The following is a 21,141-nucleotide window of genomic DNA, read 5'->3' as shown; positions in this document are numbered from 1 at the left end:
CCGCCCGGCCGGTCAGGCCTCGGTCTGACCCAGCAACTCGGCTTCGGCGCCGGCGGCGTACACCTGGCCCCACAGTAGGCGCAGGCCCGCATTACCCAGCCACAGCAGGAACAGCACCAGTCCGGCGATCGGGGTCCACGCGAATCCCAGCAGCACGCCCGCGCCGCCGAACCACACGATCTCCAGCACCGCCCGTTTCCACCCGCGCACCGGGATCCGCGCATCGTGAGCGGCCCCGAAGATCGCCCACACCGCCACGAACACCGCGATCGCGGCGATGCCCGCCACGATCCGCACCAGGATCGGGGCGTCCAGCCCGAATCCCCACCAGCCCGCCGAGCCGAGCACACACAGCTCCAGCACGAACATCAGCAGAAGGTTCGCGCCTTTGAGAACAGTCATCGCCACACCAATTTCAGAACAGCCGGAGTGAGCAGCATGCGGATCACCGTGGCGTCCAACAGGAGTGCCGCGATCATGCCGTAGGCGATGTACTTCATCAGCACCAGATCGGAGAACCCGAAGGCGCCTGTCACCACGATGAGAATAGCGGCGGCAGAGGTGATTACGCCGCCCGTGTGCGCAATTCCGTACCGGATGGCCTCCTGTGCGGATTTGCCTTCGGCGCGCGCCTCGGCCATCCGCGATTGCAGGAACACCTCGTAGTCGGTGGAGAGCCCGAACAGCACCGTCACGATCAGCACCAGCACCGCGAACATGAGCGGACCGGGCGTGAAGTCGAACAGCCCCGACCCGTGACCCTCCACGAAGATCCAGGTGAGCACCCCCAGCGTCGCCCCCAGCGACAGCGCGCTCATGACGACCGCCTTCACCGCCAGGATCAAGGACCGGAATGCCGCGTACATCAACGCGATTGCCGCGAGAACCAGGATCAGCGCCAGCAGCGGCAGCCCGTGGATGAGCCCGAGAATGCTGTCGCGCTCGAGCGCGGGCACCCCGCCCACCATGATTTTCACCCCCGGCGGCTGCGGTATGGCGCGCAGCGCCGACATCATCGTATCGGCGTCCTGCTTGTCCACCAGCCCGCTGCCGAGCACCGTGATCGCGTCCTTGGTCGGCGCGACCGGATCGAACGGCCCTGTCATGAGCGGGCCACTGACCTGATCGGCCTCATAGCGAATATCGCTGAGCTGCTGCGGATTCGCCCCCACCACCACGAGTTTGAGCGGATCGGTGCGGAACTGCGGGAACGTCCGGTCGAAGTCCTGCTGCGCCACCCGCGCCGCATTGTCCGAGGCCAGATAGCGCTCACTGAGCCCGCCGAAGGCGATGTGGCGGAACGGCAGGATCAACGCCAGCAGCACCAGCACCACCGGCACGATCACCCGCCACGGCTTGGCCATGGCGAATACCGCCAGCCGCGAGAAGAATCCGGCGTCGATCTGCTCGGCGGTGCGAATGCTCGCCAGCCGGTGCCAGCCCCACAGATCGATGCGCCGCCCCACGATGCTCAATGTCGCCGGCAACGCCGTCACCGACAGCACCGCCGCCAGCAGCACCGAACTGATACCGCCCAGCGGCACCGAGCGCAGCACCCCGTTCGGGTAGATGAACAGCGCCCCCAGGCTCACCGCGATGATCGCCGAGGAGAACAGCACCGTGCGCCCGGCGGTGGCCACGGTGCGGGCGGTGGCCTCCTCCACGGTGCGCCCGGCGGCCAGTTCCTCCCGGAACCGGGTCACCGCGAACAACCCGTAGTCGATGGCCAGCCCCAGACTCACCAGGGTGACCACGGCCGAGGCGAAGACGTTGACCTGCAGATGATCGGTCAGCATCCGCATGATGCCCTGGGTGCCCAGAATCGTCATCCCGCCGATGAGCACCGGCAGCAGCGCGCCGATCACCCCGCCGAAGACGAAGTACAGCAGGATCGCCACCAGCGGCAGGGCGATGATCTCCGCGCGGTGGATATCGTTCTGCATCCCGGTATTGATGCCCTCCACCACCGGCTGCATGCCCGCCAATTGCACGGTCGTCCCGCCGGGTCCGGAACCTGCTGCGCCGGAACGGAATTCGTTCTTGATGTCCATGTAGTTGTTGACCGTGTCGGTGCCGCCGTCGCCGCGCAGTCCGATACTGGCGAAGGCGTGGGTGCGGGAGGCGTCGGCGAACTGGCCCATGAGCGCGCCGTCCCAGTACGAGTCGATCTTGAGGATCTGCCCGGAGTGGCTGCTGCGCAACCGATTCAGCTCGGCGGTGACCGCGGTGCGCACCGGTTCGTCATCGACGGTGCCGCCGGGCGGTGCGGTGTAGAGCACGATCAGATCGCTGTCGGTATCGCGCCCGAAGGTGGAATCGGCGAGCTCGGAGGCGGCCACCGATTGGCTGCTCTCGTCGAACCAGCCCTCCTGGGTGAGGTGTTTGCCCAGATCGCGCCCGTAGAACCCGGACGCCAGCACCACCAGCCCGAAAAGCCCGAAGATCAGGTACCGATTGCGGTGCACGACACGCCCCCAGCGCAATGACCGCGTGGTGCCCTTGTTCGTGTCGAGCATCAGCCGCAGGCCGCGGTCCGGTAGTCGGCCGAGCGCAGGATGCCGCACAGATCGGTGCGCGAGATCTTCCAGCGCCCGTCCTTGTTCACGAAATGCACCACCGTGGTGCGCACATTGGATCCGGTGCCGTCCTTGTCCAGGCTCAGCGTCGCGGTCAGGGTGCCGTCGTGATTGTCGAAGACCGGATCCCGGACCCCGTACACCGCGCGCGGATTGTCCTGCAGCGCCTTGTACATATCCGGAATGGCGTCCTTGAAGGACTCCCCGTCCTCGATGAGGGCGGTGCGATCGGCATCGGGCAGATTCGGATCCAGCGCCGATTTGATCTGCGCGTCCAGGGCCGCGGCGGTCGGCACGGCCGGGCGAGCCCCGGCCGAGGCCGACGCGGCCACCGAGGAGGAGCTCAGCGCGGCGTACGCCGACGAGCGCGCCGCGGCGACCGAGGCATCGTCATCGGAACCACCGCACGCCGCCGTGGCGGCGCCGAGGGCGAGTATCAGGACTGCTACGGCCGGTCGTCGAAAAGCCATCAACTTCCTCGGTGCTCGAACTGCGGTGATTTGCCCACAGTCTGTCATGCGCTCGGCGCGTTGCTGACTGGCGCGTCACAGGACGAGGGTTCGTGGGGTCTCCGCCACTGACGGCGTGTCGCGCCCGGGGCGGCGGGTCAGATGTTGTCGATGACCGCACCGAGGCGCGCCAGCAGGGCGCGCACGGTGATCGCTTCGCGGGCCGGGGCGGCCGATACCGCAACCGCGTGCGGGATGAGATCGCGCACCAGGGCGATGATGCTGCGCTCGTCCTCGAGGTCGATATCGGTGAGCCGCGATTCGGCGATCGCGACCACATCTTCGGCGGCGGGCACGTCCGTCTGCAGGTCAGGGCGATAGATCTCGACCGTCATCAGCCCGCGCACGGTGCGGAAGGCGAAGGGCCGGCCGTCCGCGGTGACGCCGAACCCGTGCGCGTAGTGACCCACGCTCACGTCCTCGACGGTGAAGCCCGGCGCGGGCAAGCCCGAGGTGTGGTCGGTTACCAACTCAACTCCCTGACACAGCCTGCGTATGTCCTTCCAGGCTAACCGCTGCCGCCGACAACCCCGCGAAAGCCCATGTCACGTCAAGTGACTCGATGACCCCGCAACTGTGCACCCTGTCACGGCGCGCCGGACGCCGGACCCCCGCCGACCGGGCGTGGTCGGGCACCATGTTCAGATTAGGGAGCACGCATGAATTTTCTCGGTCAGGTAAGGAGTTCGCCGAATGCGCCGTCGCGGCTTGATCCGGTCGGTCCTCGCGGGCGCGATCGCGGTGACAGTGCTGGCCGGGTGTTCCTCCAAGGACGGCGACGGTGACAAGCCGACCCGAGACCCGGTCGCCGCCGCCGTGGCGCCCGCGGCCGCGGTGCCGGCCGGTGAGGTCACCCCCAGCGCGGCGATTCGCGATCTGCTGGCCGATCCCGGCACCGGCATCCTGGCCTCGATCACCGATCCGGGCACCGCGATGGTGTTGCTGGACAAGACCACCGGCGCGGCGCGCACGGTGACCCTGCCCGCCGCGGCCGCCTCGCTCTCGCGCGGTAAGCCCGGCGAGTTCCTGATCGCGGTGCCCGGCAAGATCGTTCGCGTCGATGCCGCCTCCGGCGCGCTGACCGACGTGAAGGTCGATGGTGATGTGCACGCGGCCGCGGTGCGCGCCGACGGTGATCTGATCGCCGGGCTCGCGAACGGCAAGGTGCTCGTGCTGGCCCCCGATGGTGCTGTGCGAGAGACCATTTCGGGTCTGGTGTCCGCCGATGCCATCGATACCAGCACCGATACCGTCGTGGTGCTCGACCGCCACCAGACCGCCCTGGCCGAGTTGAACCTGGCCGATCACCGCCTCGGCTTGACCCTGCGCGCCGGTGACGGGGCCGCGGATATGATCGGCGATCACTTCGGCCGCCGCATCGTCACCGACACCGCCGGCGGCCAGCTGCTGGTCTACACGGCCGATCCTTTGGTCCTGCGCCAGGGTTTCCCGGTAGGCTCTTCGCCCTACGCACTCGCCTACGATCAGCGGTCCGAGACCGTGTGGGTGACGCTGACAGGCAGTAACGAAGTCGTCGGCTACGACTTGTCGACGGGTATACCGGTAGAGGTGGGCCGCTATCCCACAGTGCGCCAGCCCAACACGGTGACCATCGACGACCGCACCGGTGACCTGTTCGTGGGATCCGGGACCGGTGACGGTCTGCAACGGATCGGCGCGGACCAGCGGAAGAGAGGGCAGTGATGGCTCGGGCATCACGATCAGCGCGGCAATCGCGACCGATACCGGCAGGCTGGGAGCATTCCAGCGATGACGAGTACGAATACGTGCCGCTACGGCTCCCCCCGGAGATGAATCGCGTGACCGCCTCCATGCGCCTGGCCATTCAGGCCGAATTCGGTGGCTGGGAGCTGTCGCGGGTGCGTGCCTACACGGACGGCAGTCGCCGGGTGCTGCTGCGCCGCCGCAAGAGTTCCCTGCTATCCCCGACACCCGAGGCGGTGATGTGACCCGCATGGCCTTCACGAATATCGGCGAGCGCCTGTATGCCCTGCTGCTGAAGGTGATGTTCCTGCTCCCGCCGGAACGCATCCACCATCTGGCCTTCGGTGCGATGAAGCTCTCGACCCGGTTCGCGCCGGGCCGCTGGGTGACCTCGAAACTGCTGGTGGCGCAGGATCCGGTGCTGGCCTCACGGGTGTTCGGGGTGGATTTCCCGAGCCCGCTGGGGATGGCGGCCGGGTTCGACAAGAACGCCGAGGGCGCCGATACGTGGGGTCCGCTCGGTTTCGGCTATGCCGAGATCGGCACGGTCACCGCGCAGGCGCAGCCGGGCAATCCGGCGCCGCGGCTGTTCCGGCTGCCCGCGGACCGGGCGCTGATCAATCGCATGGGCTTCAACAATCACGGCGCCGAAGCGGCCGCGCGGTATCTGGCCACGCGCCGCCCCGGTGGTATTCCGATCGGCGCGAACATCGGCAAGACCAAGATCGTCGAAGCCGCCGATGCCGCCGCCGATTACGCCATCAGCGCGAAACTGCTGGGCCCGCTGGCCGATTTTGTGGTCGTGAACGTCAGTTCCCCGAACACCCCGGGCCTGCGTGATCTGCAAGCGGTCGATTCGCTGCGCCCGCTGCTGCAGGCGGTCCTGGACAGTGTGACGGTGCCGGTGCTGGTGAAGATCGCCCCGGACCTGTCCGACGAGGACATCGATGCGGTGGCCGATCTCGCGGTGGAGCTGGGTCTGGCCGGAATCGTGGCCACCAACACCACGATTCGCCGGGACGGGTTGCGCACCGATGCCGAGCAGGTCGCCGCGCTGGGTGCGGGCGGGCTGTCGGGTCCGCCGGTCGCGGACCGGTCCCTCGAGGTGCTGCGGCGGCTGTATGCCCGGGTGGGCGATCGCCTAGTGCTCATCTCGGTCGGCGGTATCGAGACCGCCGAGCAGGCGTGGGAGCGCGTTCTCGCCGGAGCCTCACTGCTGCAAGGCTTCACGGGGTTCATCTACGGCGGTCCGCTGTGGGCCCGCCGTATTCATCGCGGTCTGGCCGTCAAGCTGCGCGCGCACGGTTATGCCAGCCTGTCCGAGGCGGTCGGTGCGGGGCACACCGCCCGGGCCTGATCACTCTCCGGTCAGGCCCCTTCGTGCGGGGAGCTCACGCCCACAGGTGCTGCGAGCGCGCGCCCGTGGTGGCGGGCGCGTAGGTCGCGGAGAACCAGCCGGCCAGCATCGGCTCGGGCAGCGGCGGCAGTGCGGCGTCGGTGACGCAGGGCGGCAGGGTCTGGTGGTGCATGCGCTCGGCCAGGCGCTGCGCCAGCACGACCACCGCGTGCTCGACCAGGATGCCCAGCCGGGCGGCGCGTTCGGCGGCTTCGGAGTGTGCGGCATCGTCGAAGACCACGTCCGGATCGGACAGGATTTCGTCCAATTCCATTCCGGCATGCGCCTGTTCCCGGGTCAGTCGCTGTTCGGGTAGCCAGCTCAGACACCACACCTCCTCCCCCTGTGCGCGCCGCGCGAATTCGGGGGTGATGTCACTGGTCATCTCCCGCTGATTGATATCGATTGTCACTGCTGGGTCCTCCCTGGGCGAACTGTATTTGTTCTTCATCGATTACCGAGCGGTCGGTATTTCACCACATCCCGAATCGCCCGATATGCCGGGAATTTCCTTGCTACATACGGCAACTCCCCACCCGTCCGCGTATCACTGTGCGGCCTCGCCGGTGAGGTCTGCGCTCATCTGCCCCGCTCCATCATCCGCTGATGCAGCACCGCCATGACATGTTTCACCGAGGTTCCCAATTCCCCGGCCAGCGCCTCCGCCCGCGCACCCGGCTCCACCGGCCCACTGCACAACTCGGCCAGTTCCATTGCATCCCTGGCCTGTCCACAGGTCAACAACACCTCCGGCCACCAGCTCACTATCCAGGCCGGTTCGCCGGCATCGGCGCGCCGGCGCGCCCATTCGGGACAGGTACTGCTGGTGATCGAACGACTGCTCTCATAAATCACGACGGTCTCCCTGTGGGTGAGGGTGTCGTCGCGGGCGCCCGGAGTCCGGGATGCCGGAAGGAGCCGATCGAAATGTGGTGATCGGCTGGAGATGTCGCTACCCACGTGTGGTCTGCGTGGATGGAGCGGGCGACGACGGAGGGACGGTTTCGCTGCGCCGGGGGAAATGTCGCCGGTCTAGCCGGTGAATGCGATCTCGGACTCGGTATCGGATTCGCTCGCCGCTGCGCGCCGCCGCCGGAAATGCCGGACCAGGAAAATCACTCCGTACACCAGGACCTCCGAAACCGTCTGGTGGGGGCGAAACTTCGCCAACTCCAGTATGGCATTTGCCGGACATTTCGCGGCATTTGCCTTTGTCTCAGCGGGATTGACGTTTTACCTGGTCGGTAAACATGTTCGGCGGTATCGTTGGGGCGGCAGCGCACACTCTGCCGCCCTGCGAACGATTCATCGAGAACGCCGCATTGTGTCGCGGACCCTTCCCCGGCGACCTACCGGCCCGGCCTCGAATCAGTCTGCGGTGCGGGTGCATTCGAGTGGGAGGTGAGGGCGGTATGACGACTCCGAGTCCTCCGCACAGCATCGATGTTCATGCGGTACGCGGGATTCTCGAGCGGCTGCGCAAGCTCTCGGGCATGCGGGGGGAGCGCAACCTCAGTGTCGATATCGGCCCGCTGTTGAAGCTGGTGATCGTGCGCCGCTACGCGCATCTGGCCGGGACGACGCCCGTGGAAGCCCTCCCCCATGCGATCCGCTACCTCGCCGGAAGACTCGCTGCGACAGATCAACTGATCATCGACGCCGAGCTGTGCCTGGAAATGTTGTCGGCCGTGCTTCCCTCCGCACTCGCGGACCGGTTGTATGGTCCGAACCTGGGCATGCGCCGGCGCTGTCTGGCGGAGAACTGGCAGGTGCTCTACGAAGCGGTGCGCGCTCCCGCGGAGCGATCCACACCGACCGCGCGGGCGCTGCGGGCGGGCGCTCCCGAGACGGAGGCGTTCACCGCGCTCAGCACGTTGCTCATCTCCGAATCCGTGGTTCCGGCAGCAGAAGTCGCAGGCGCGCAGGCGCGCTCGACGGTGGTCGTGGTCGGTGATGCGGCCTGGGACCGCATTCACACGGTCGAGACCTTCCCCCGGCCGGGCTCCTCGCTGTTCGGCGATTTCGACGAGCACCCCGGCGGCAAAGGACTCAACCGCGCGGTGGCGCTGGCGCGTCTCGAGCTCGACGCGCGCCTGTTCGCCGCGGTCAGCAATGACGACAACGGCGAGAAGATCCTCACCTACCTGCACAGCGAGAATGTCGATACCAGCCTGATACCGGTGATCTCCGGATACCGCACTCCGGTGGCCACCGTCATCATGTCGCACGACGGCAGTTACACCTCGATTGCCAACAAACAGGATCGAATCTGGTTCGCCGCCCGCGATATCGACGATCCGATTCGCCAGGCGCTGCGCGCGTCGGCGGCGGTCCTGCTGACCTTCGAGCAATCGGACGAGGTCATGGCCGAAGTCATCGACGCGGCGTCGCAGCCACAGTCCCCGCCGTGGCTGCTGGTCAATGCCTCGCCGCCGCGACAGCTCTCGGAGCGGGTGCTGGCACTGCTGGGCAAGGTCGACTATCTCATCGGCACCGCGGACGAACTGGCCGGTATGCGGCCGGGCGGCACCTGTGCCGACACCACCCGGGAACTGCTCGAGCTGCAGGTCGGCGCCGTTGTGGTGATCGATGGGTCGCAGTGCGCCATTCACTTTCGCGACCGCGAAAGCATCGTCGCGCAGTTTCCGTCCGGCGCACCGGGTTCGGGCTCGCTGCCGTCGTCGGTGCGCTCCGCGGGGCCGCTCGTCCGCGCGCCGGGAATGTCACCGGCCTTCATCTCCGCCTTGATCTACCGCTTGGTGACGCGGGTGCGTCCGGTCGATGCGGCGCAGCGCCGGCACGACGATGAGCGCACTGTGGAGTGGGCCGCGGCGGCGGTCTCTGCGCGAGAGGATATTTCGAGCATCCCGGCCTCCATGCCGAGGATCGAGGCCATCGACAAGCTCGCCGACGCCGAGGATTCCGCCGCCGCGACCGTCCGGGACGTAGCCGGCAACCTGCACCGCTGAGCGCGGCTAGAAGTTCACCGCCCACGGCACGCGGTCGGTGGGAATCCAGTGCCCGTACATGCGCTTGGCCTCCTGATACTCACGCTCGCGCGCCGTGCGCGGGTGCGTGCGCAGTGGCACCACCGTGGCACGGATGCCCACATTGGCGACCGCGCTGAGCTTGTGCGGATTGTTGGTGAGCAGCTGCACGGCCGTGAGGCCCAGATCCACCAAAGCCTGTGCCGCGTGGGTGTACTGGCGATCGTCGGCGGAGTAACCCAGCGACAGAAAGCTGGCGAAGGTATCCAGCCCGGTGCGTTCGCTCTCACCGTAACCACGCGCCTTGGCGAGCAGGCCGTGTCCGCGCCCCTCCTGCTCGAGGTAGACCAGGATGCCCGATCCTTCCGCCTGAATGAGGTCGAGTGAGCGATCGAGCTGCGGCTTGCAGTCGCAATCCTGAAAGCCCAGCGATTCGCCGTACAGGCACCGGGAGTGGATTCTGACCAGGCAACCGTCGGAGATCGAACCGAAGGCCAGGACATGACCGGAGTCCTGGCCGGCGCGAATATCGGTCACCCGCACCCGCAGTTCGCGGCCGTCGCGGGTGCACCAGTGGCTCGCATGGTTGAGATTGGTCCACATGACCTGTCCTGGAACACTTTTCGCTGAGCAACCGGCCGTCCCAGAATGGTAGGTCGACCGACTGCGGATATTGCGACATTCGACGCATATGCGCAGGTCGGCGAATTTTCGGCAAATTCGAGTGCTCGTTTGACAGGCATAATCGGCCTGTCGGCTGTACGGTTCTGCCGTGCCGACCATCCTTGGCAGCTCAGTCGTGTCCGACGTGTCCTCTCCGTCCCGAGCGCCAGTTCAGAATGAGCCAGATCGACTCGCCGCGCAGACCGAGCACCAATTGACCCGCAGGGGCTCGGAATTGCGGGTGCGCGTGGTGGAATTCGATGACCGTGGTGCGGCCGGGCACGCGCTCCTGTTCGGCGATCCCGAGGTGCACTCCGATCCACTGGTCCGAATCCACTCGCGGTGCCTCTACGGCGACGCGCTCGAGTCCCAGGATTGTGATTGCGGTCCCGAACTGCAGCTGGCCATGAACCGAATTCAGTCCGAGGGTGTCGGCGTCCTGATCTATCTCGAGCAGGAGGGTCGTGGCGCGGGCCTGATCACGAAGGCGAAGGGACTGCGCATCACCCAGTTGCGACGGGTCGACACCTACGCCAGCTACCGCATTCTCGCGGTCGAGGACGATACGCGCTGCTACAGGCAGGCCGCTGAATTTCTCGCCGCACTCGGCCCGGGGTCGGTGCGCCTGCTGACCAACAATCCGGGCAAGGCGCAGGCACTGCGCCGATCAGGACTGGCCGTCACTCCGGTTCCGCTGACCACGGTGCCGCGCAGTGCGCGCGCGCTCGCCTATCTGGAGGCCAAGCGGCGGCTCGGCGGTCATCGGCTGCCCTCGCGGCTGGCGTGGCGAGTAGCCATCTGGGGCAGGCGAATCCTGGGGACGGCCATGGTCGGCGGCGCGCTGGCGGCGCCGTTCTTCGCCGGGCGGGAGGTTGTCGTGGCCAGTCAGAGCGTGGTGCTGATGGCATGGATGCTGACCCATCCCGCGGCTGCGACCGCATGGATTCGCTCCCGAACGGCGATACGGCGCCTGTCGGGCCCGCACCGGCGTGCGCGGGCTTCGGCCACAGCGGAGCAGATGTAGCGCGCGACACAGGCGCGACTTTCTGGCTAAGCTGAGTGAGCCGCGCCACAGCAGGGCGTGTGGCCATGTGCGTGGGTCGGTTGGGTGTCTTCTCGGACGTCGAGGTTCTCGCAGGTCGAATGGGTGCATGCGGGTGGCGGGTGAAGCGAGAGGCAATCGGAAAAGGGTTATGACGACAGACATCGGCTATCCGCACAAATCGGGCAAAACGGTCTTCACGATTCCGGCGGCGTTCCAGCAGACGCTGACGCTGCGTCCGGAGCAGGTCGCGATCCGCACCGTCGGGGGCACCCGGGAGATCACCTGGCGCGAATACGGGCAGCACGTGCGCAGCATTGCGGCGGGGCTGGCCGGAATCGGGGTCACGCAGGGCGACACCGTGGGCATCATGCTGACCAACCGTCCCGAGTTCAATCTGGTCGACACCGCTGCCCTGCATCTGGGCGCGACCCCGTTCTCGATCTACAACACCTCCTCGGCCGAGCAGATCGCGCATCTGTTCACCAATGCCGAGAACAAGATCGTGATCACCGAACCGGCATTCCTGGACGCCGTGCGCGGTGCGGGTGTGGAACTCGAGCACATCGTGCTGGTCGAGGGCTCTGCCGCGGGCACCCTCACCCTCGCCGAGGTGGAGGCCGCGCCCGCCGCCGATTTCGACTTCGATGCCGCGTGGCAGGCGGTCAAGGCCGACGATGTCGCCACGCTCATCTACACCTCCGGCACCACCGGCCCGTCCAAGGGTGTGGAGCTGACCCATCGCAATGTGGTCGCGCAGATCGTGGGACTGGTCTCGGGCCCGCTGACGGTCGGCCTCGACGACCGCTCGGTGTCGTATCTGCCGGCCGCCCATGTGGCAGACCGCATTTCCGGGCACTGCGCCAATCTGTTCACCGGTGTGCAGATGACCTGCGTGCCGGACCCGCGCGAAATCGCCGCCGCCCTGCCCGATGCCCGCCCTACCGCCTTCTTCGGCGTGCCGCGGGTGTGGCAGAAGATCAAGGCCGGTATCGACGCCAAACTCGCCACCGAGCCCAGCCCGGTGAAGAAGGCGCTGGCGAACTGGGCCATCGGCGTCGGTATCAGTGCCGCGCGCGCCGATCTGTCCGGCAACGGGCGCGGGCTGCTGCTGGATGTGCAGCACAAGCTCGCCGATGCCCTGGTGCTGTCGAAACTGCGGGAGGCCTTGGGTTTCGGTGAACTGAAGGTCGCGGCCTCGGGCGCGGCGGCCATTCCGCCGGAGACCCTCGAGTACATGCTCGGGCTCGGGTTCGTGGTCACCGAGGTGTGGGGCATGTCGGAAACCTCCGGCGTCGGCACCTACACCCCGATGAACAAGCCCAAGCCCGGTACCGTCGGAATCCCGCTGCAGGGCACCGAGATCCGCCTCGGCGAGGACGGCGAGCTGCTGCTGCGCGGCGATATCGTCACCCACGGGTACCGCAAGATGCCGGAGAAGACCAAGGAGGCCATCGACGGCGACGGCTGGCTGCACACCGGTGATGTGGCGACCATCGACGGCGACGGGTACGTCACCATCGTCGATCGCAAGAAGGAACTCATCATCACCGAGGCGGGAAAGAACCTCTCGCCCACCAATATCGAGAACACCGTGACCTCGGCGTCCTCGCTGGTCGGCCAGGTGGTGGCGATCGGTGAGGCCAAGCCGTACATCGCCGCGCTCATCGTGCTCGACCCCGATACCGCCGCCGTGCGCGCCAAGGCCCTGGGCATCCCGGAGGCCGATCTGAAGACGCTCTCGGCACGCCCGGAGATCATCGCCGAGGTGAAGGCCGCGGTGGCCGCCGCCAATACGAAACTCGCCCGCGTGGAACAGATCAAGCGCTTCATCCTCATCGATCGGGGCTGGGAGCCCGGCGGTGACGAGCTGACCCCCACCCTCAAGCTCAAGCGCAACCCGATCACCAGCAAGTACGCGGCCGAGATCGCCGCGCTCTACACCACCCCCGCCCCGGACAATGTGGTGAACCTGTCCTGATCGGCACTGCCTGATCGGCACCGGATATGACTGTGGCCCTGGACCAATTGTCCAGGGCCACAGTCATATCGAGACGCCCGTCATCCCGGCATGCTTTCGGCCGGGATGCACGGCCGGACACTCTACTTCTGCTCGTGCGTGCCGATCAGAGTCGCGCGGCCGATGGCATTGAGGAACAGGTTGAAGCCCAGGTAGGCGGGTGAGGCGCTCTCGTCGACCTCGAGCTTGTCCACGCCGACCGCGTGCACGACCACGAAGTAGCGGTGCGGTCCGTGCTGCGCGGGCGGGAACGCGCCGGTGTATTCGTGCAGGCCCGCGTCATTGCGCAGCACGACCGCGCCCTCGGGCAGGGCCCCGCCCTTGCTGCCCTGGCCGGTCTCGAGGCCGGTGGTGGTGGCGGGGATATTGGCCACCACCCAGTGCCAGAAACCCGAGGCGGTCGGTGCGTCCGGGTCGAAGACGGTGACGGTGAAACTCTTTGTCTCCGCGGGGAATCCGGACCAGCTCAGCTGCGGGGAAATATCCTTGCCACCGGCGCCGGCGAGCGCGCTGACCTGATCCAGGTGCAGCGGCTGCCCTTCGGTGATATCGCTCGAGGTGAGGGTGAACTCGGGCAGCTGCGGCAGCGGGGCGTAGGGGTTATAGGAGTAGTCGGGCACGCGATGTCCTCTCGAAAAGTCGGCTCAGCGGTTCAGGTCGGCTCAGCAGTTCAGCAGGAAGTGTTCCAGCACGCTCGCCCCGAATTCCAGCGATGCCACCGGAACCCGCTCGTCGACGCCGTGGAACAGGGCGGTGAAGTCCAGCTCCGGGGGCAGCTGCAGCGGTGCGAAGCCGAAGCAGCGAATCCCTATCCGCGCGAAGGCTTTCGCATCGGTGCCGCCCGAGAGCATGTAGGGCACGGTGCGCCCGTCCGGATCGTGCGCGAGGATGGCGGCGTTCATGGCATCGACCAGGTGCCCGTCGAACGTCGTTTCGTACGAGTCGAGTTTGGTGATCCACTCCCGCTCGACATCGGGGCCGATGAGCGCGTCGACCTCCTTCTCGAATTCGGCCTGCCGGCCCGGCACCACGCGGCAGTCGATGACGGCCTCGGCGGTCTGCGGAATCACATTGGCCTTGTATCCGGCCTGCAGCATGGTCGGATTGGCGGTATCGCGCAGGGTGGCTCCGATAATGCGGGAGATGGTGCCCAGCTTGGCCAGCTGCCCTTCGATATCCGGGCTGCCGGGTTCGAACTGCAGTCCGGACTCCTCGGTGACCGCGGCCAGGAATTCGGCCACCGAGTCGGACACCACGAGCGGGAAGGTGTGGGTGCCCAGGCGCGCCACCGCCTGCGCCAGAATGGTGACGGCATTGTCCTCGTGCAGGAACGAGCCGTGCCCGGCACGGGCCTTGGCGCGCAACCGCATCCAGCCCAGCCCCTTCTCCGCGGTCTCGACCAGATACAGCCGCCGCTCACTGCCGTCCGGGCGCGGCACGGTCAGCGAGAACCCGCCGACCTCCCCGACCGCCTCGGTGATGCCGGCGAACAGATCGGGCCGATTGTCCACCAGCCACTGCGAACCCCAGCGGCCGCCGTTCTCCTCATCGGCCAGGAAGGCGAAGACGATATCGCGCGGCGGCACCGTGCCCTCGATCTTGAACTGCCGGGCCACGGCCAGCATCATGCCGACCATATCCTTCATATCGACCGCGCCGCGGCCCCAGACGTAGCCGTCCTGGACGGCGCCGGAGAACGGGTGCACACTCCAGTCGCCGGCCTCGGCGGGCACCACATCCAGATGCCCGTGCATCATGAGCGCACCCCGGCTCGAGTCCGCACCCTTCAGGCGCGCGAACACATTGCCGCGCCCGTCCGCGCCGGACTCCACATACTCGGTGGTGTACCCGGCCTGATGCAGTTGATCGGCCACCCATTGCGCGCATTCGCGCTCACCCTTGGTGGTCGCGAGTTCGCCGGTATTGGAGGTATCGAACCGGATCAGCGTGCTGACCAGGTCCACTACCTCGGAGACGGCACGGGACGTGCGAGGTTCGCCAGTTTCGGACACGTCCCCTTTCCTACCACCTCACTGCCCCGCCGCCCCCGGGCCCCGTCGCGCCGCGGTGTCGCCCGCGCAGGTGAGCCCCGCCCACACGAATTCGAATCATCCTTCGCACAAGGGTTTCCATCCGCGACCCGGTCCGCACCGCGCACCTGATGGTCAGCGCAGCACGCGCAGGGTCATGGTGAGGGTGGCCAGCAGGGAGTCGAGGTTCTGGTCGGCGATGCGGCGTTCCAGGATCTCCGGATCGAGGCGGGTGGAGGTGGCCCAGAGCTCGCCGATATGGGCCTGCACGTCGACATCGGTGGCGGCCAGCACCCACAGCAGGGGCGCCCACAGGCGCGCGGCCTGGGCGATGGCGGGCAGCATGATCAGGGTCGAGGGGTCCAGCTGGGCCAGGCGGGTGCCGGCGCGGCGGCGTACTTCGGCGGGGGTGCGGGCCAGTGGTTCCAGCACTCCGCGCCACAGGGCCAATTCGCTGCTGCCGTCGACGGCGGCGATCAGGGCTTCGGCGTTCTCGCCGATCACGGGGTTGAAGGCCAGGCGCGTCAGGGCGGACGGGCTGAGCTGACCGGCGAAGCGCAGCAGGTCGTCGGTGGCGCCGCCGGCCAGGAAGGTGGTGAGCAGATCGGCGATGGCCGAGGGCGGCGCGACCTCGAAGAGGATGTCACCGACCGCCTCGACGACATCGGGGGCGCAGCGGGCGAAGACCGACAGCGCCGCCAGCCGCAGCTGCTCGGCGCCATTGAGCACGGTGCCCAGCAGCTTCGGCACCCGGTGCCCCGGACCCGAGAGCAGTTGCCGCACAATGGCGCTGATGCTCTCACCGGAGTAGGCGTAGGCGGCCGACTGGATCAGGCCCTCGTCATCGGGGACGCCCTCCTCGACCGCGCGCACCAATTCGGGTGTGGCATAGGCGAGGAACGGCCCGGCGGTGATGTAGTCGCGCCGGCGCAGCAGTTCGTTCACGATGGCGATGACCGGTGCGGTCGGGGCGTCCCCGGCGAGCTGACCGACCGTGCGCGGATCCAGATAGGGCGCGCAGTCGGCGGCATAGTTGATGCTCAACCGCAGCAGCGCATCCACCGCCTTGCCCGGATGCTGCACGCCGACCGCGCCCGCCGCGCGCCCGGTCATGGTGGGCGGCACCATGCGCTGCACGATGGGGATGGAAATGCTCAGCGGAATGATCGGCACCAGCGCGCTGATGCGTTCGAAAACCGGTGTGTGCTGGTCGAAGAGCGCGCCGGACATGCGCTGCTGCAGTTCGTGCAGCCGGGCCGCGCCCAGGCGTTCCAGATGGGCGAGCCGTTCGACCGGGACGTGCAGGGTCCTTGCCAGGAGTACCAGCTGTGCGCGGGTCACCAGATCGGTCATAGGCCGGCCCGGGTCGGTGGCGTTCCGCCATAGGCGAATTCGACTGTGGCAGACATACTTTCCCCGTCCTCGGAGCCCGTGGCCGGGCTCCCCGTATTCGACCGCTCATCATAGGCGGGCAGATGCGGCGAAAAAGGCAAAAGGTGCAGACTCTCAGTAGCTCGTTAGGATGCGGCCATGAGTCATCCCCCGGGTTGGTACCCCGAGAGTCCAGGTTCTGCCGTCCTGCGGTGGTGGGACGGCAGCCAATGGACGAATCACACCCAGCCGCAGCAACACCCGGCGAAGCCGCAGCAACCGCAGGTACCCCAGCAGCCGCAGGGGCAGCAGCAGTACAGCCAGCAACAACCGGGCCAACAGCAGTACGGTCAGCAGCCGCAGCAGCAATACGCGCAGGGCCAGCAGCAGAACGTGCAGCAGTCCGGTCAGCAGCAGTATCAGCAGCGCAGCGATGCGCACCCGTGGGAGCTCGAGGTCGGTGCGGCGAACAATCCCGCCGATATCCAGCGCCAGGTGCAGCAGCAGGCCGGGGTGAACGCCGCGCAGACCGGCGGCGGCACCGTGTTCACCGAGCCGATCCTGGTGGTGAACCAGAAGGTCAAGCTCATCGAAATGGCCAATGAGTACAGCGTTTTCGACCAGAACGGCCGCCAGATCGGCGCGGTGGTGGAGGTCGGGCAGAGCGCGCTCAAGAAGGCCGTGCGCTTCATGTCCAGCTACGACCAGTTCATGACCCACAAGCTGGAGATCCGCGACGGGCACGGCCAGACCCTGCTGCGGGTCACCCGCCCGGCCAAGATTCTCAAGTCCCGCTTCCTGATCGAGCACGGCAGTGGCGCCCCGATCGGTGAGATCATCCAGGAGAACATGATCGGCAAGATCAACTTCTCCTTTGTGGTGAACGGTCAGCAAATAGGCGGCATTCGCGCCGAGAACTGGCGCGCCTGGAATTTCGCCATCCACGACCACACCGGTCAGGAGGTCGCCCGCATCACCAAGACCTGGGAGGGCCTGCTCAAGAACATGTTCACCACCGCCGACAACTACGTCGTGCAGATCCACCACCAACTCCCCCAGCCGCTGCTGTCGATGGTCGTGGCCTCTGGCCTGGCCATCGATACCGCCCTGAAACAGGACTCCCGCGGCTGGAACTGACGCCCCGTCCCGGCGCGGCCGGCACCGAAAACTGAGCCCGCCGCGCCCCGGCGGCGCGGGCGTCGTACACCTGCGCGGTAGTCGTGCAAGGTTGGCGCGGCGGGGCGCAAGTGTCGTGCAAGGCAGCGCAAGCGGCAGGTAATCGCTGCTCGGCACAGTGGCTCTCATGAACGAGACACACGATGTGGTGGTAGTGGGAGCCGGACCGGTCGGGCTGATGCTGGCGTGCGAATTGCGGTTGGCCGGGGTGGATGTGCTTGTGGTGGAACGGCTGTCCGAACCCGATCGAACCGTCAAGGCGGGCGCGATCAATGTGCCCACGGCGCAGGCGCTGGCCCGGCGCGGATTACTGCCCGATCTGCAGGCGCAGCAGCAGGCCACGATGGCGCAGTTCGCAACGTTCCGCCGCGATGCGGGGCTGGCGGCTCCGACGGCCGGAACGCAGCGTGCGGCCGGGCATTTCGCCGGGATCATGCTCGATACCAGCCTTATCGACTTCGAGGATCCGGTCTTCGCCGACCTCGGTCCGGCCGCCGAGAACTGGTTCATCTCCCAGCAGGGTATCGAGGCGATTCTCGCGCGCCGTGCCGCGGAGCTCGGGGTGGAGGTGCGGCGCGGGGTGGAGGTGACCGGTTTCGCCGATGACGGTATCGGCGTCACCGTCGACTGCGGCGCCCGGATCGTGCGCGCCGGCTGGCTGGTCGGCTGCGACGGCGGGCGCAGCACGGTCCGCAAACTTGCCGGGTTCGACTTCCCCGGCCTCGATCCGGAGATCACCGGACGGCAGGCGATCGTGGAGATGACCGGCGCCGAGCAGGTGCGGCCCGGCTGGCACACCACCCCCACCGGCATCTACGTCTACGGCCCGATGCCCGGCCGCTTCCTGACCGTCGAACTCGACGGCCCGCCCGCCGACCGCGTCACCCCCGTCACCGCCGAAGAACTCGAAGGCAGTTTCCGGCGCGTCACCGGCGTGGATGTCCGTATTACCAAGGTGCTCTCGGCAACTCGCTTCACCGACAACACGCGCCAGGTCCCGAACTATCGCAAGGGCCGCGTCCTGCTGGCAGGCGATGCCGCCCATGTGCATTCGCCCTTCGGCGGCCAGGGTCTGAACCTGGGCGTCGGGGATGCGGTCAACCTCGGCTGGAAACTGGCGGGCGTCGTGCGCGGCTGGGCCGGCGCCGACCTGCTCGACACCTACACCACCGAGCGCCATCCGATCGGCGCGTGGGTGCTGGACTGGACTCGCGCACAGGTCGCCCTCATGCGCACCGACCCGCGCAGCCGCGCCCTGCGCACCGTCGCCGCCGAACTGCTGGCCACCCCCGATGCCGCCACCACGATCTTCACCAAGATCTCCGGCATCCTGCACCGCTACGATCTCGGCGGCTCGCACCCCCTCACCGGCGCGGCCACCCCCGATATCGAACTCACCGACGGCACCCGCCTGAGCGAGCACTTCGCCACCGGCGCCGGCATCCTCCTCGATCTGACCGACTCCGCCGAACTCCGCGCGACAGCCGCCCGCTGGCCCGACCGCCTCACCGTCGTCACCGCCAAACCAGCGCAACCCCGCGCACTCTCGGCCCTGCTCGTGCGCCCCGACGGCATCGTCGCCTGGGCCGCCGACACCCCCACCCTCGACGGCCTCCCCGAAGCCCTCACCCGCTGGTTCGGCACCCCCCTGCCCGCCGTGGGCTGATTCGCCCGGCCTGAGCGGTCGAAAACCTCCCCCACAGCGCAAAATATGCCGCGCAGCCCCGATTTTTGACCGCTGAGGCCGGATCTAGCCGCGCCTCATCGCGCGGCCGCCAACGGTGACCATTTGCTCGGCGCAGCTGTCGGCCGCTGCGAGGGAGGTGATCTAGTGGGGGCGCGGCCGACTCGCTGTGCGAATGCTCATAACCCGGTCAAGGCGGTGGTGTCGGTGACGGGGTCGCCCTCGGTGACGCAGAACGTCCCACTGTGACGACTTGGTCGGCACAGGTGCCCGGTGCAGTGTAGGGCGCGATTCAGGGGTGGCCGCCCGGCTTACTCGTGCGAAGGCTTGTGCGCGCAGCGCAGGGCGATGCGGTGCGGGCGGTCCCGCTCAGTGGGAGGGGCGTTTTCGCGAGGGGTGTGGTCTGGGACCGTTCGCAGGAGGACGAACGGAAGGGCAGTGCCGTCATGAGCGAATCCGGATCCCGTGGTTGGGATGTCGAAACCGATGTTGTCGTAGTGGGTTTCGGGGCGGCGGGATGCTCGGCCGCTATCGCCGCGCACGACGCCGGGGCGCAGGTACTGGTGCTGGAGAAGATGGCGGCCGGGCGGGAGGGCGGCAGTACCCGGGTGTCGGGGGCGGTGTGGTTCGACAATCGCGCTCCGGAGCGGGCCGCGACGTATCTGCGCAGTCTCAGTGCGGGGCGGCCGATCCCGGAGCCGGTGGTCCAGGCATGGGCGCGGGAGACCGCGCGCAATACCGAATGGATGCAGAGCCTGGGCATCACGGTCGGATTGGCGGTGCCGGCGCCGCCGGAATATCCCGAGCTCGAGGGCAGCGATGTCATGACCGGCTGGATCGGGGTGGACGGCACAATGGGCGGCGGCCTGCTGTGGGCCGCGCTCGCCGAGGCCGTGCGCAGCCGGGGCATCGAGGTGCGATTGCAGACTCCCGCACGGGAATTGGTGGTCGATGACGGTGTGATCACCGGGGTGCTGGCGGCCACCGCGGACGAGACCGGCCTGCGAATCCGCGCCCGCCGCGGAATCGTCCTGGCCACCGGCGGTTTCGAGGCGGATCCCGCCATGGTGCGCGATCACCTCGGCCTCACCGATCCGGTGATCTGGGGATCCCCCGCCGCCACCGGCGACGGCCACCGCATGGCGCTCAAGGCCGGCGCCGACCTGTGGCATATGGCGAATATGATGACCCTGCCCGGATTACGCGCTCCCGGTTACGAAGCCGGTTTCTACACCGCGTTCCCGTACTCCAAGGGCTACATCTACCTCGGCCGCGACGGCCGCCGCTGCTGCAATGAAACCGTCGCCCTGCGCCACGGCCACGCCCGCATCCACGGCAGCTATCAGCTGTTCCCCACCGAGCCGATGGTCATCCTCTTCGACGAATCCGCCCGCCGCGCAGGGCCCATCGTCCCCGGCCGCGACGTCCTCGCGGTCAGCTGGGCCCAGCAGATCGAAGGCTACGACTGGAGCCCCGACAACTCCGCCGAAATCGACAAGGGCTGGATCCACCGCGCCGACGCCCTCCCCGAACTCGCCGCCCTGCTCGACATGGACCCGAACACCCTGCAGCACACCGTCGACCGCTACAACGCCGCCTGCGCCGCCGGCGCCGACGACCAATTCTCCCGCCACCCCCGCACCCTCGTCCCCCTCACCGAACCCCCCTACTACGCCTTCCCCTCCGCCCCGATCCTGGCCTGGAGCAACGGCGGCCCCCGCCGCAATGAAAACGCCCAAGTCCTGGACCCTTCCGGCGAAGTAATCCCCGCCCTCTACGCCGCCGGCAACCTCAGCTCCACCTACTCCTGGTCCAAAGACGGCGGCTTCCACATCGCCGACGCCCTGGCCTTCGGCCGCACCGCCGGCCACCACGCCGCCACCCACCACCCCTGAACGCCGAGCGGGCTCTGAGGGAGGCGACACGCCGCAAAACCCCACCACCAGAGCCCCCTCGACGACC

The 21,141-nt window shown here is 67.7% G+C and carries 19 protein-coding genes; 9 read left to right on the top strand and 10 right to left on the bottom strand.

Annotated features, from left to right (window positions below; translation table 11 throughout):
• Positions 1-12: 12 nt before the first annotated feature.
• The 4 genes from OG326_RS25330 to OG326_RS25315 form a co-directional block, all read right to left on the bottom strand.
• A complete protein-coding gene (locus OG326_RS25330; protein WP_327139613.1) occupies positions 13-402 on the bottom strand; it encodes a YrdB family protein in 390 nt (129 codons plus the stop codon).
• On the bottom strand, positions 399-2,516 hold the full coding sequence (locus tag OG326_RS25325; RefSeq protein WP_327139612.1) for an MMPL family transporter: 2,118 nt from the start codon (positions 2,514-2,516) through the stop codon (positions 399-401). The genes OG326_RS25330 and OG326_RS25325 overlap by 4 nt, the downstream gene beginning before the upstream one ends.
• Positions 2,516-3,046 (bottom strand): hypothetical protein, encoded by a 531-nt coding sequence (locus OG326_RS25320; protein WP_327139611.1) that lies wholly within the window; start codon positions 3,044-3,046, stop codon positions 2,516-2,518. The genes OG326_RS25325 and OG326_RS25320 overlap by 1 nt, the downstream gene beginning before the upstream one ends.
• A 137-nt stretch (positions 3,047-3,183) precedes the next feature.
• The gene (locus OG326_RS25315) at positions 3,184-3,555 is read right to left on the bottom strand and encodes a hypothetical protein (RefSeq protein ID WP_327139610.1); all 372 of its coding nucleotides are present in this window, start codon (positions 3,553-3,555) and stop codon (positions 3,184-3,186) included.
• 223 nt (positions 3,556-3,778) lie between these two features.
• On the opposite strand from OG326_RS25315, the gene OG326_RS25310 reads away from it, so the two are divergent.
• The 3 genes from OG326_RS25310 to OG326_RS25300 are packed head-to-tail and all read left to right on the top strand — an operon-like array spanning position 3,779 to position 6,167.
• Positions 3,779-4,789, top strand: coding sequence for a YncE family protein (locus OG326_RS25310; RefSeq protein ID WP_327139609.1), 1,011 nt, complete (start codon positions 3,779-3,781; stop codon positions 4,787-4,789).
• The gene (locus OG326_RS25305) at positions 4,789-5,055 is read left to right on the top strand and encodes a DUF5703 family protein (RefSeq protein WP_327139608.1); all 267 of its coding nucleotides are present in this window, start codon (positions 4,789-4,791) and stop codon (positions 5,053-5,055) included. Before OG326_RS25310 ends, OG326_RS25305 begins: the two co-directional genes overlap by 1 nt.
• Before the next feature lie 32 nt (positions 5,056-5,087).
• Positions 5,088-6,167, top strand: a complete 1,080-nt coding sequence (locus OG326_RS25300) for a quinone-dependent dihydroorotate dehydrogenase (protein ID WP_327146574.1) — start codon at positions 5,088-5,090, stop codon at positions 6,165-6,167.
• 34 nt (positions 6,168-6,201) lie between these two features.
• Here OG326_RS25300 and OG326_RS25295 read toward each other — a convergent pair whose 3' ends face one another.
• Both OG326_RS25295 and OG326_RS25290 read right to left on the bottom strand, forming a co-directional pair.
• Positions 6,202-6,618 carry a hypothetical protein gene (locus tag OG326_RS25295; protein WP_327139607.1) on the bottom strand — a complete coding sequence of 139 codons (417 nt, stop codon included), beginning with the start codon at positions 6,616-6,618 and terminating at the stop codon, positions 6,202-6,204.
• Between the two features lie 167 nt (positions 6,619-6,785).
• Entirely contained in the window at positions 6,786-7,061 is a 276-nt protein-coding gene (locus OG326_RS25290) for a hypothetical protein (RefSeq protein ID WP_327139606.1), read from the bottom strand.
• Between the two features lie 557 nt (positions 7,062-7,618).
• Here OG326_RS25290 and OG326_RS25285 point away from each other — a divergent pair.
• Positions 7,619-9,175, top strand: a complete 1,557-nt coding sequence (locus OG326_RS25285; RefSeq protein ID WP_327139605.1) for a carbohydrate kinase family protein — start codon at positions 7,619-7,621, stop codon at positions 9,173-9,175.
• A gap of 6 nt (positions 9,176-9,181) precedes the next feature.
• Here the strand turns inward: OG326_RS25285 and OG326_RS25280 are convergent, their stop codons facing one another.
• Positions 9,182-9,796, bottom strand: a complete 615-nt coding sequence (locus OG326_RS25280) for a GTP cyclohydrolase (protein ID WP_327139604.1) — start codon at positions 9,794-9,796, stop codon at positions 9,182-9,184.
• Between the two features lie 205 nt (positions 9,797-10,001).
• Here OG326_RS25280 and ribA point away from each other — a divergent pair, with 205 nt between their 5' ends.
• Both ribA and OG326_RS25270 read left to right on the top strand, forming a co-directional pair.
• Complete coding sequence (ribA, locus tag OG326_RS25275) at positions 10,002-10,880, top strand: GTP cyclohydrolase II RibA (protein WP_327146573.1); 879 nt, start codon at positions 10,002-10,004, stop codon at positions 10,878-10,880.
• Positions 10,881-11,049: 169 nt separating this feature from the next.
• Positions 11,050-12,879, top strand: a complete 1,830-nt coding sequence (locus tag OG326_RS25270; RefSeq protein WP_327139603.1) for an AMP-dependent synthetase/ligase — start codon at positions 11,050-11,052, stop codon at positions 12,877-12,879.
• A 122-nt stretch (positions 12,880-13,001) separates the two neighbouring features.
• Here the strand turns inward: OG326_RS25270 and OG326_RS25265 are convergent, their stop codons facing one another.
• The 3 genes from OG326_RS25265 to OG326_RS25255 form a co-directional block, all read right to left on the bottom strand.
• Positions 13,002-13,538, bottom strand: coding sequence for a YbhB/YbcL family Raf kinase inhibitor-like protein (locus OG326_RS25265; protein ID WP_327139602.1), 537 nt, complete (start codon positions 13,536-13,538; stop codon positions 13,002-13,004).
• A gap of 42 nt (positions 13,539-13,580) precedes the next feature.
• Entirely contained in the window at positions 13,581-14,930 is a 1,350-nt protein-coding gene (locus tag OG326_RS25260; protein WP_327139601.1) for a M20/M25/M40 family metallo-hydrolase, read from the bottom strand.
• A 153-nt stretch (positions 14,931-15,083) separates the two neighbouring features.
• Positions 15,084-16,301: a hypothetical protein gene (locus OG326_RS25255; RefSeq protein ID WP_327139600.1), complete on the bottom strand. Its 1,218-nt coding sequence runs from the start codon at positions 16,299-16,301 to the stop codon at positions 15,084-15,086.
• A gap of 177 nt (positions 16,302-16,478) precedes the next feature.
• Here OG326_RS25255 and OG326_RS25250 point away from each other — a divergent pair, with 177 nt between their 5' ends.
• The 3 genes from OG326_RS25250 (at position 16,479) to OG326_RS25240 (ending at position 21,074) form a co-directional block, all read left to right on the top strand.
• Positions 16,479-17,456 carry a phospholipid scramblase-related protein gene (locus OG326_RS25250; protein WP_327139599.1) on the top strand — a complete coding sequence of 326 codons (978 nt, stop codon included), beginning with the start codon at positions 16,479-16,481 and terminating at the stop codon, positions 17,454-17,456.
• A 166-nt stretch (positions 17,457-17,622) separates the two neighbouring features.
• On the top strand, positions 17,623-19,161 hold the full coding sequence (locus tag OG326_RS25245) for an FAD-dependent monooxygenase (RefSeq protein ID WP_327139598.1): 1,539 nt from the start codon (positions 17,623-17,625) through the stop codon (positions 19,159-19,161).
• Between the two features lie 464 nt (positions 19,162-19,625).
• Complete coding sequence (locus OG326_RS25240; RefSeq protein ID WP_327139597.1) at positions 19,626-21,074, top strand: FAD-dependent oxidoreductase; 1,449 nt, start codon at positions 19,626-19,628, stop codon at positions 21,072-21,074.
• The last annotated feature ends 67 nt before the right edge of the window (positions 21,075-21,141 follow it).

The sequence above is a fragment of the Nocardia sp. NBC_01327 genome, assembly GCF_035958815.1.
Taxonomy (GTDB): Bacteria; Actinomycetota; Actinomycetes; order Mycobacteriales; family Mycobacteriaceae; genus Nocardia.
This window is presented reverse-complemented; position numbering and strand designations above follow the sequence as displayed.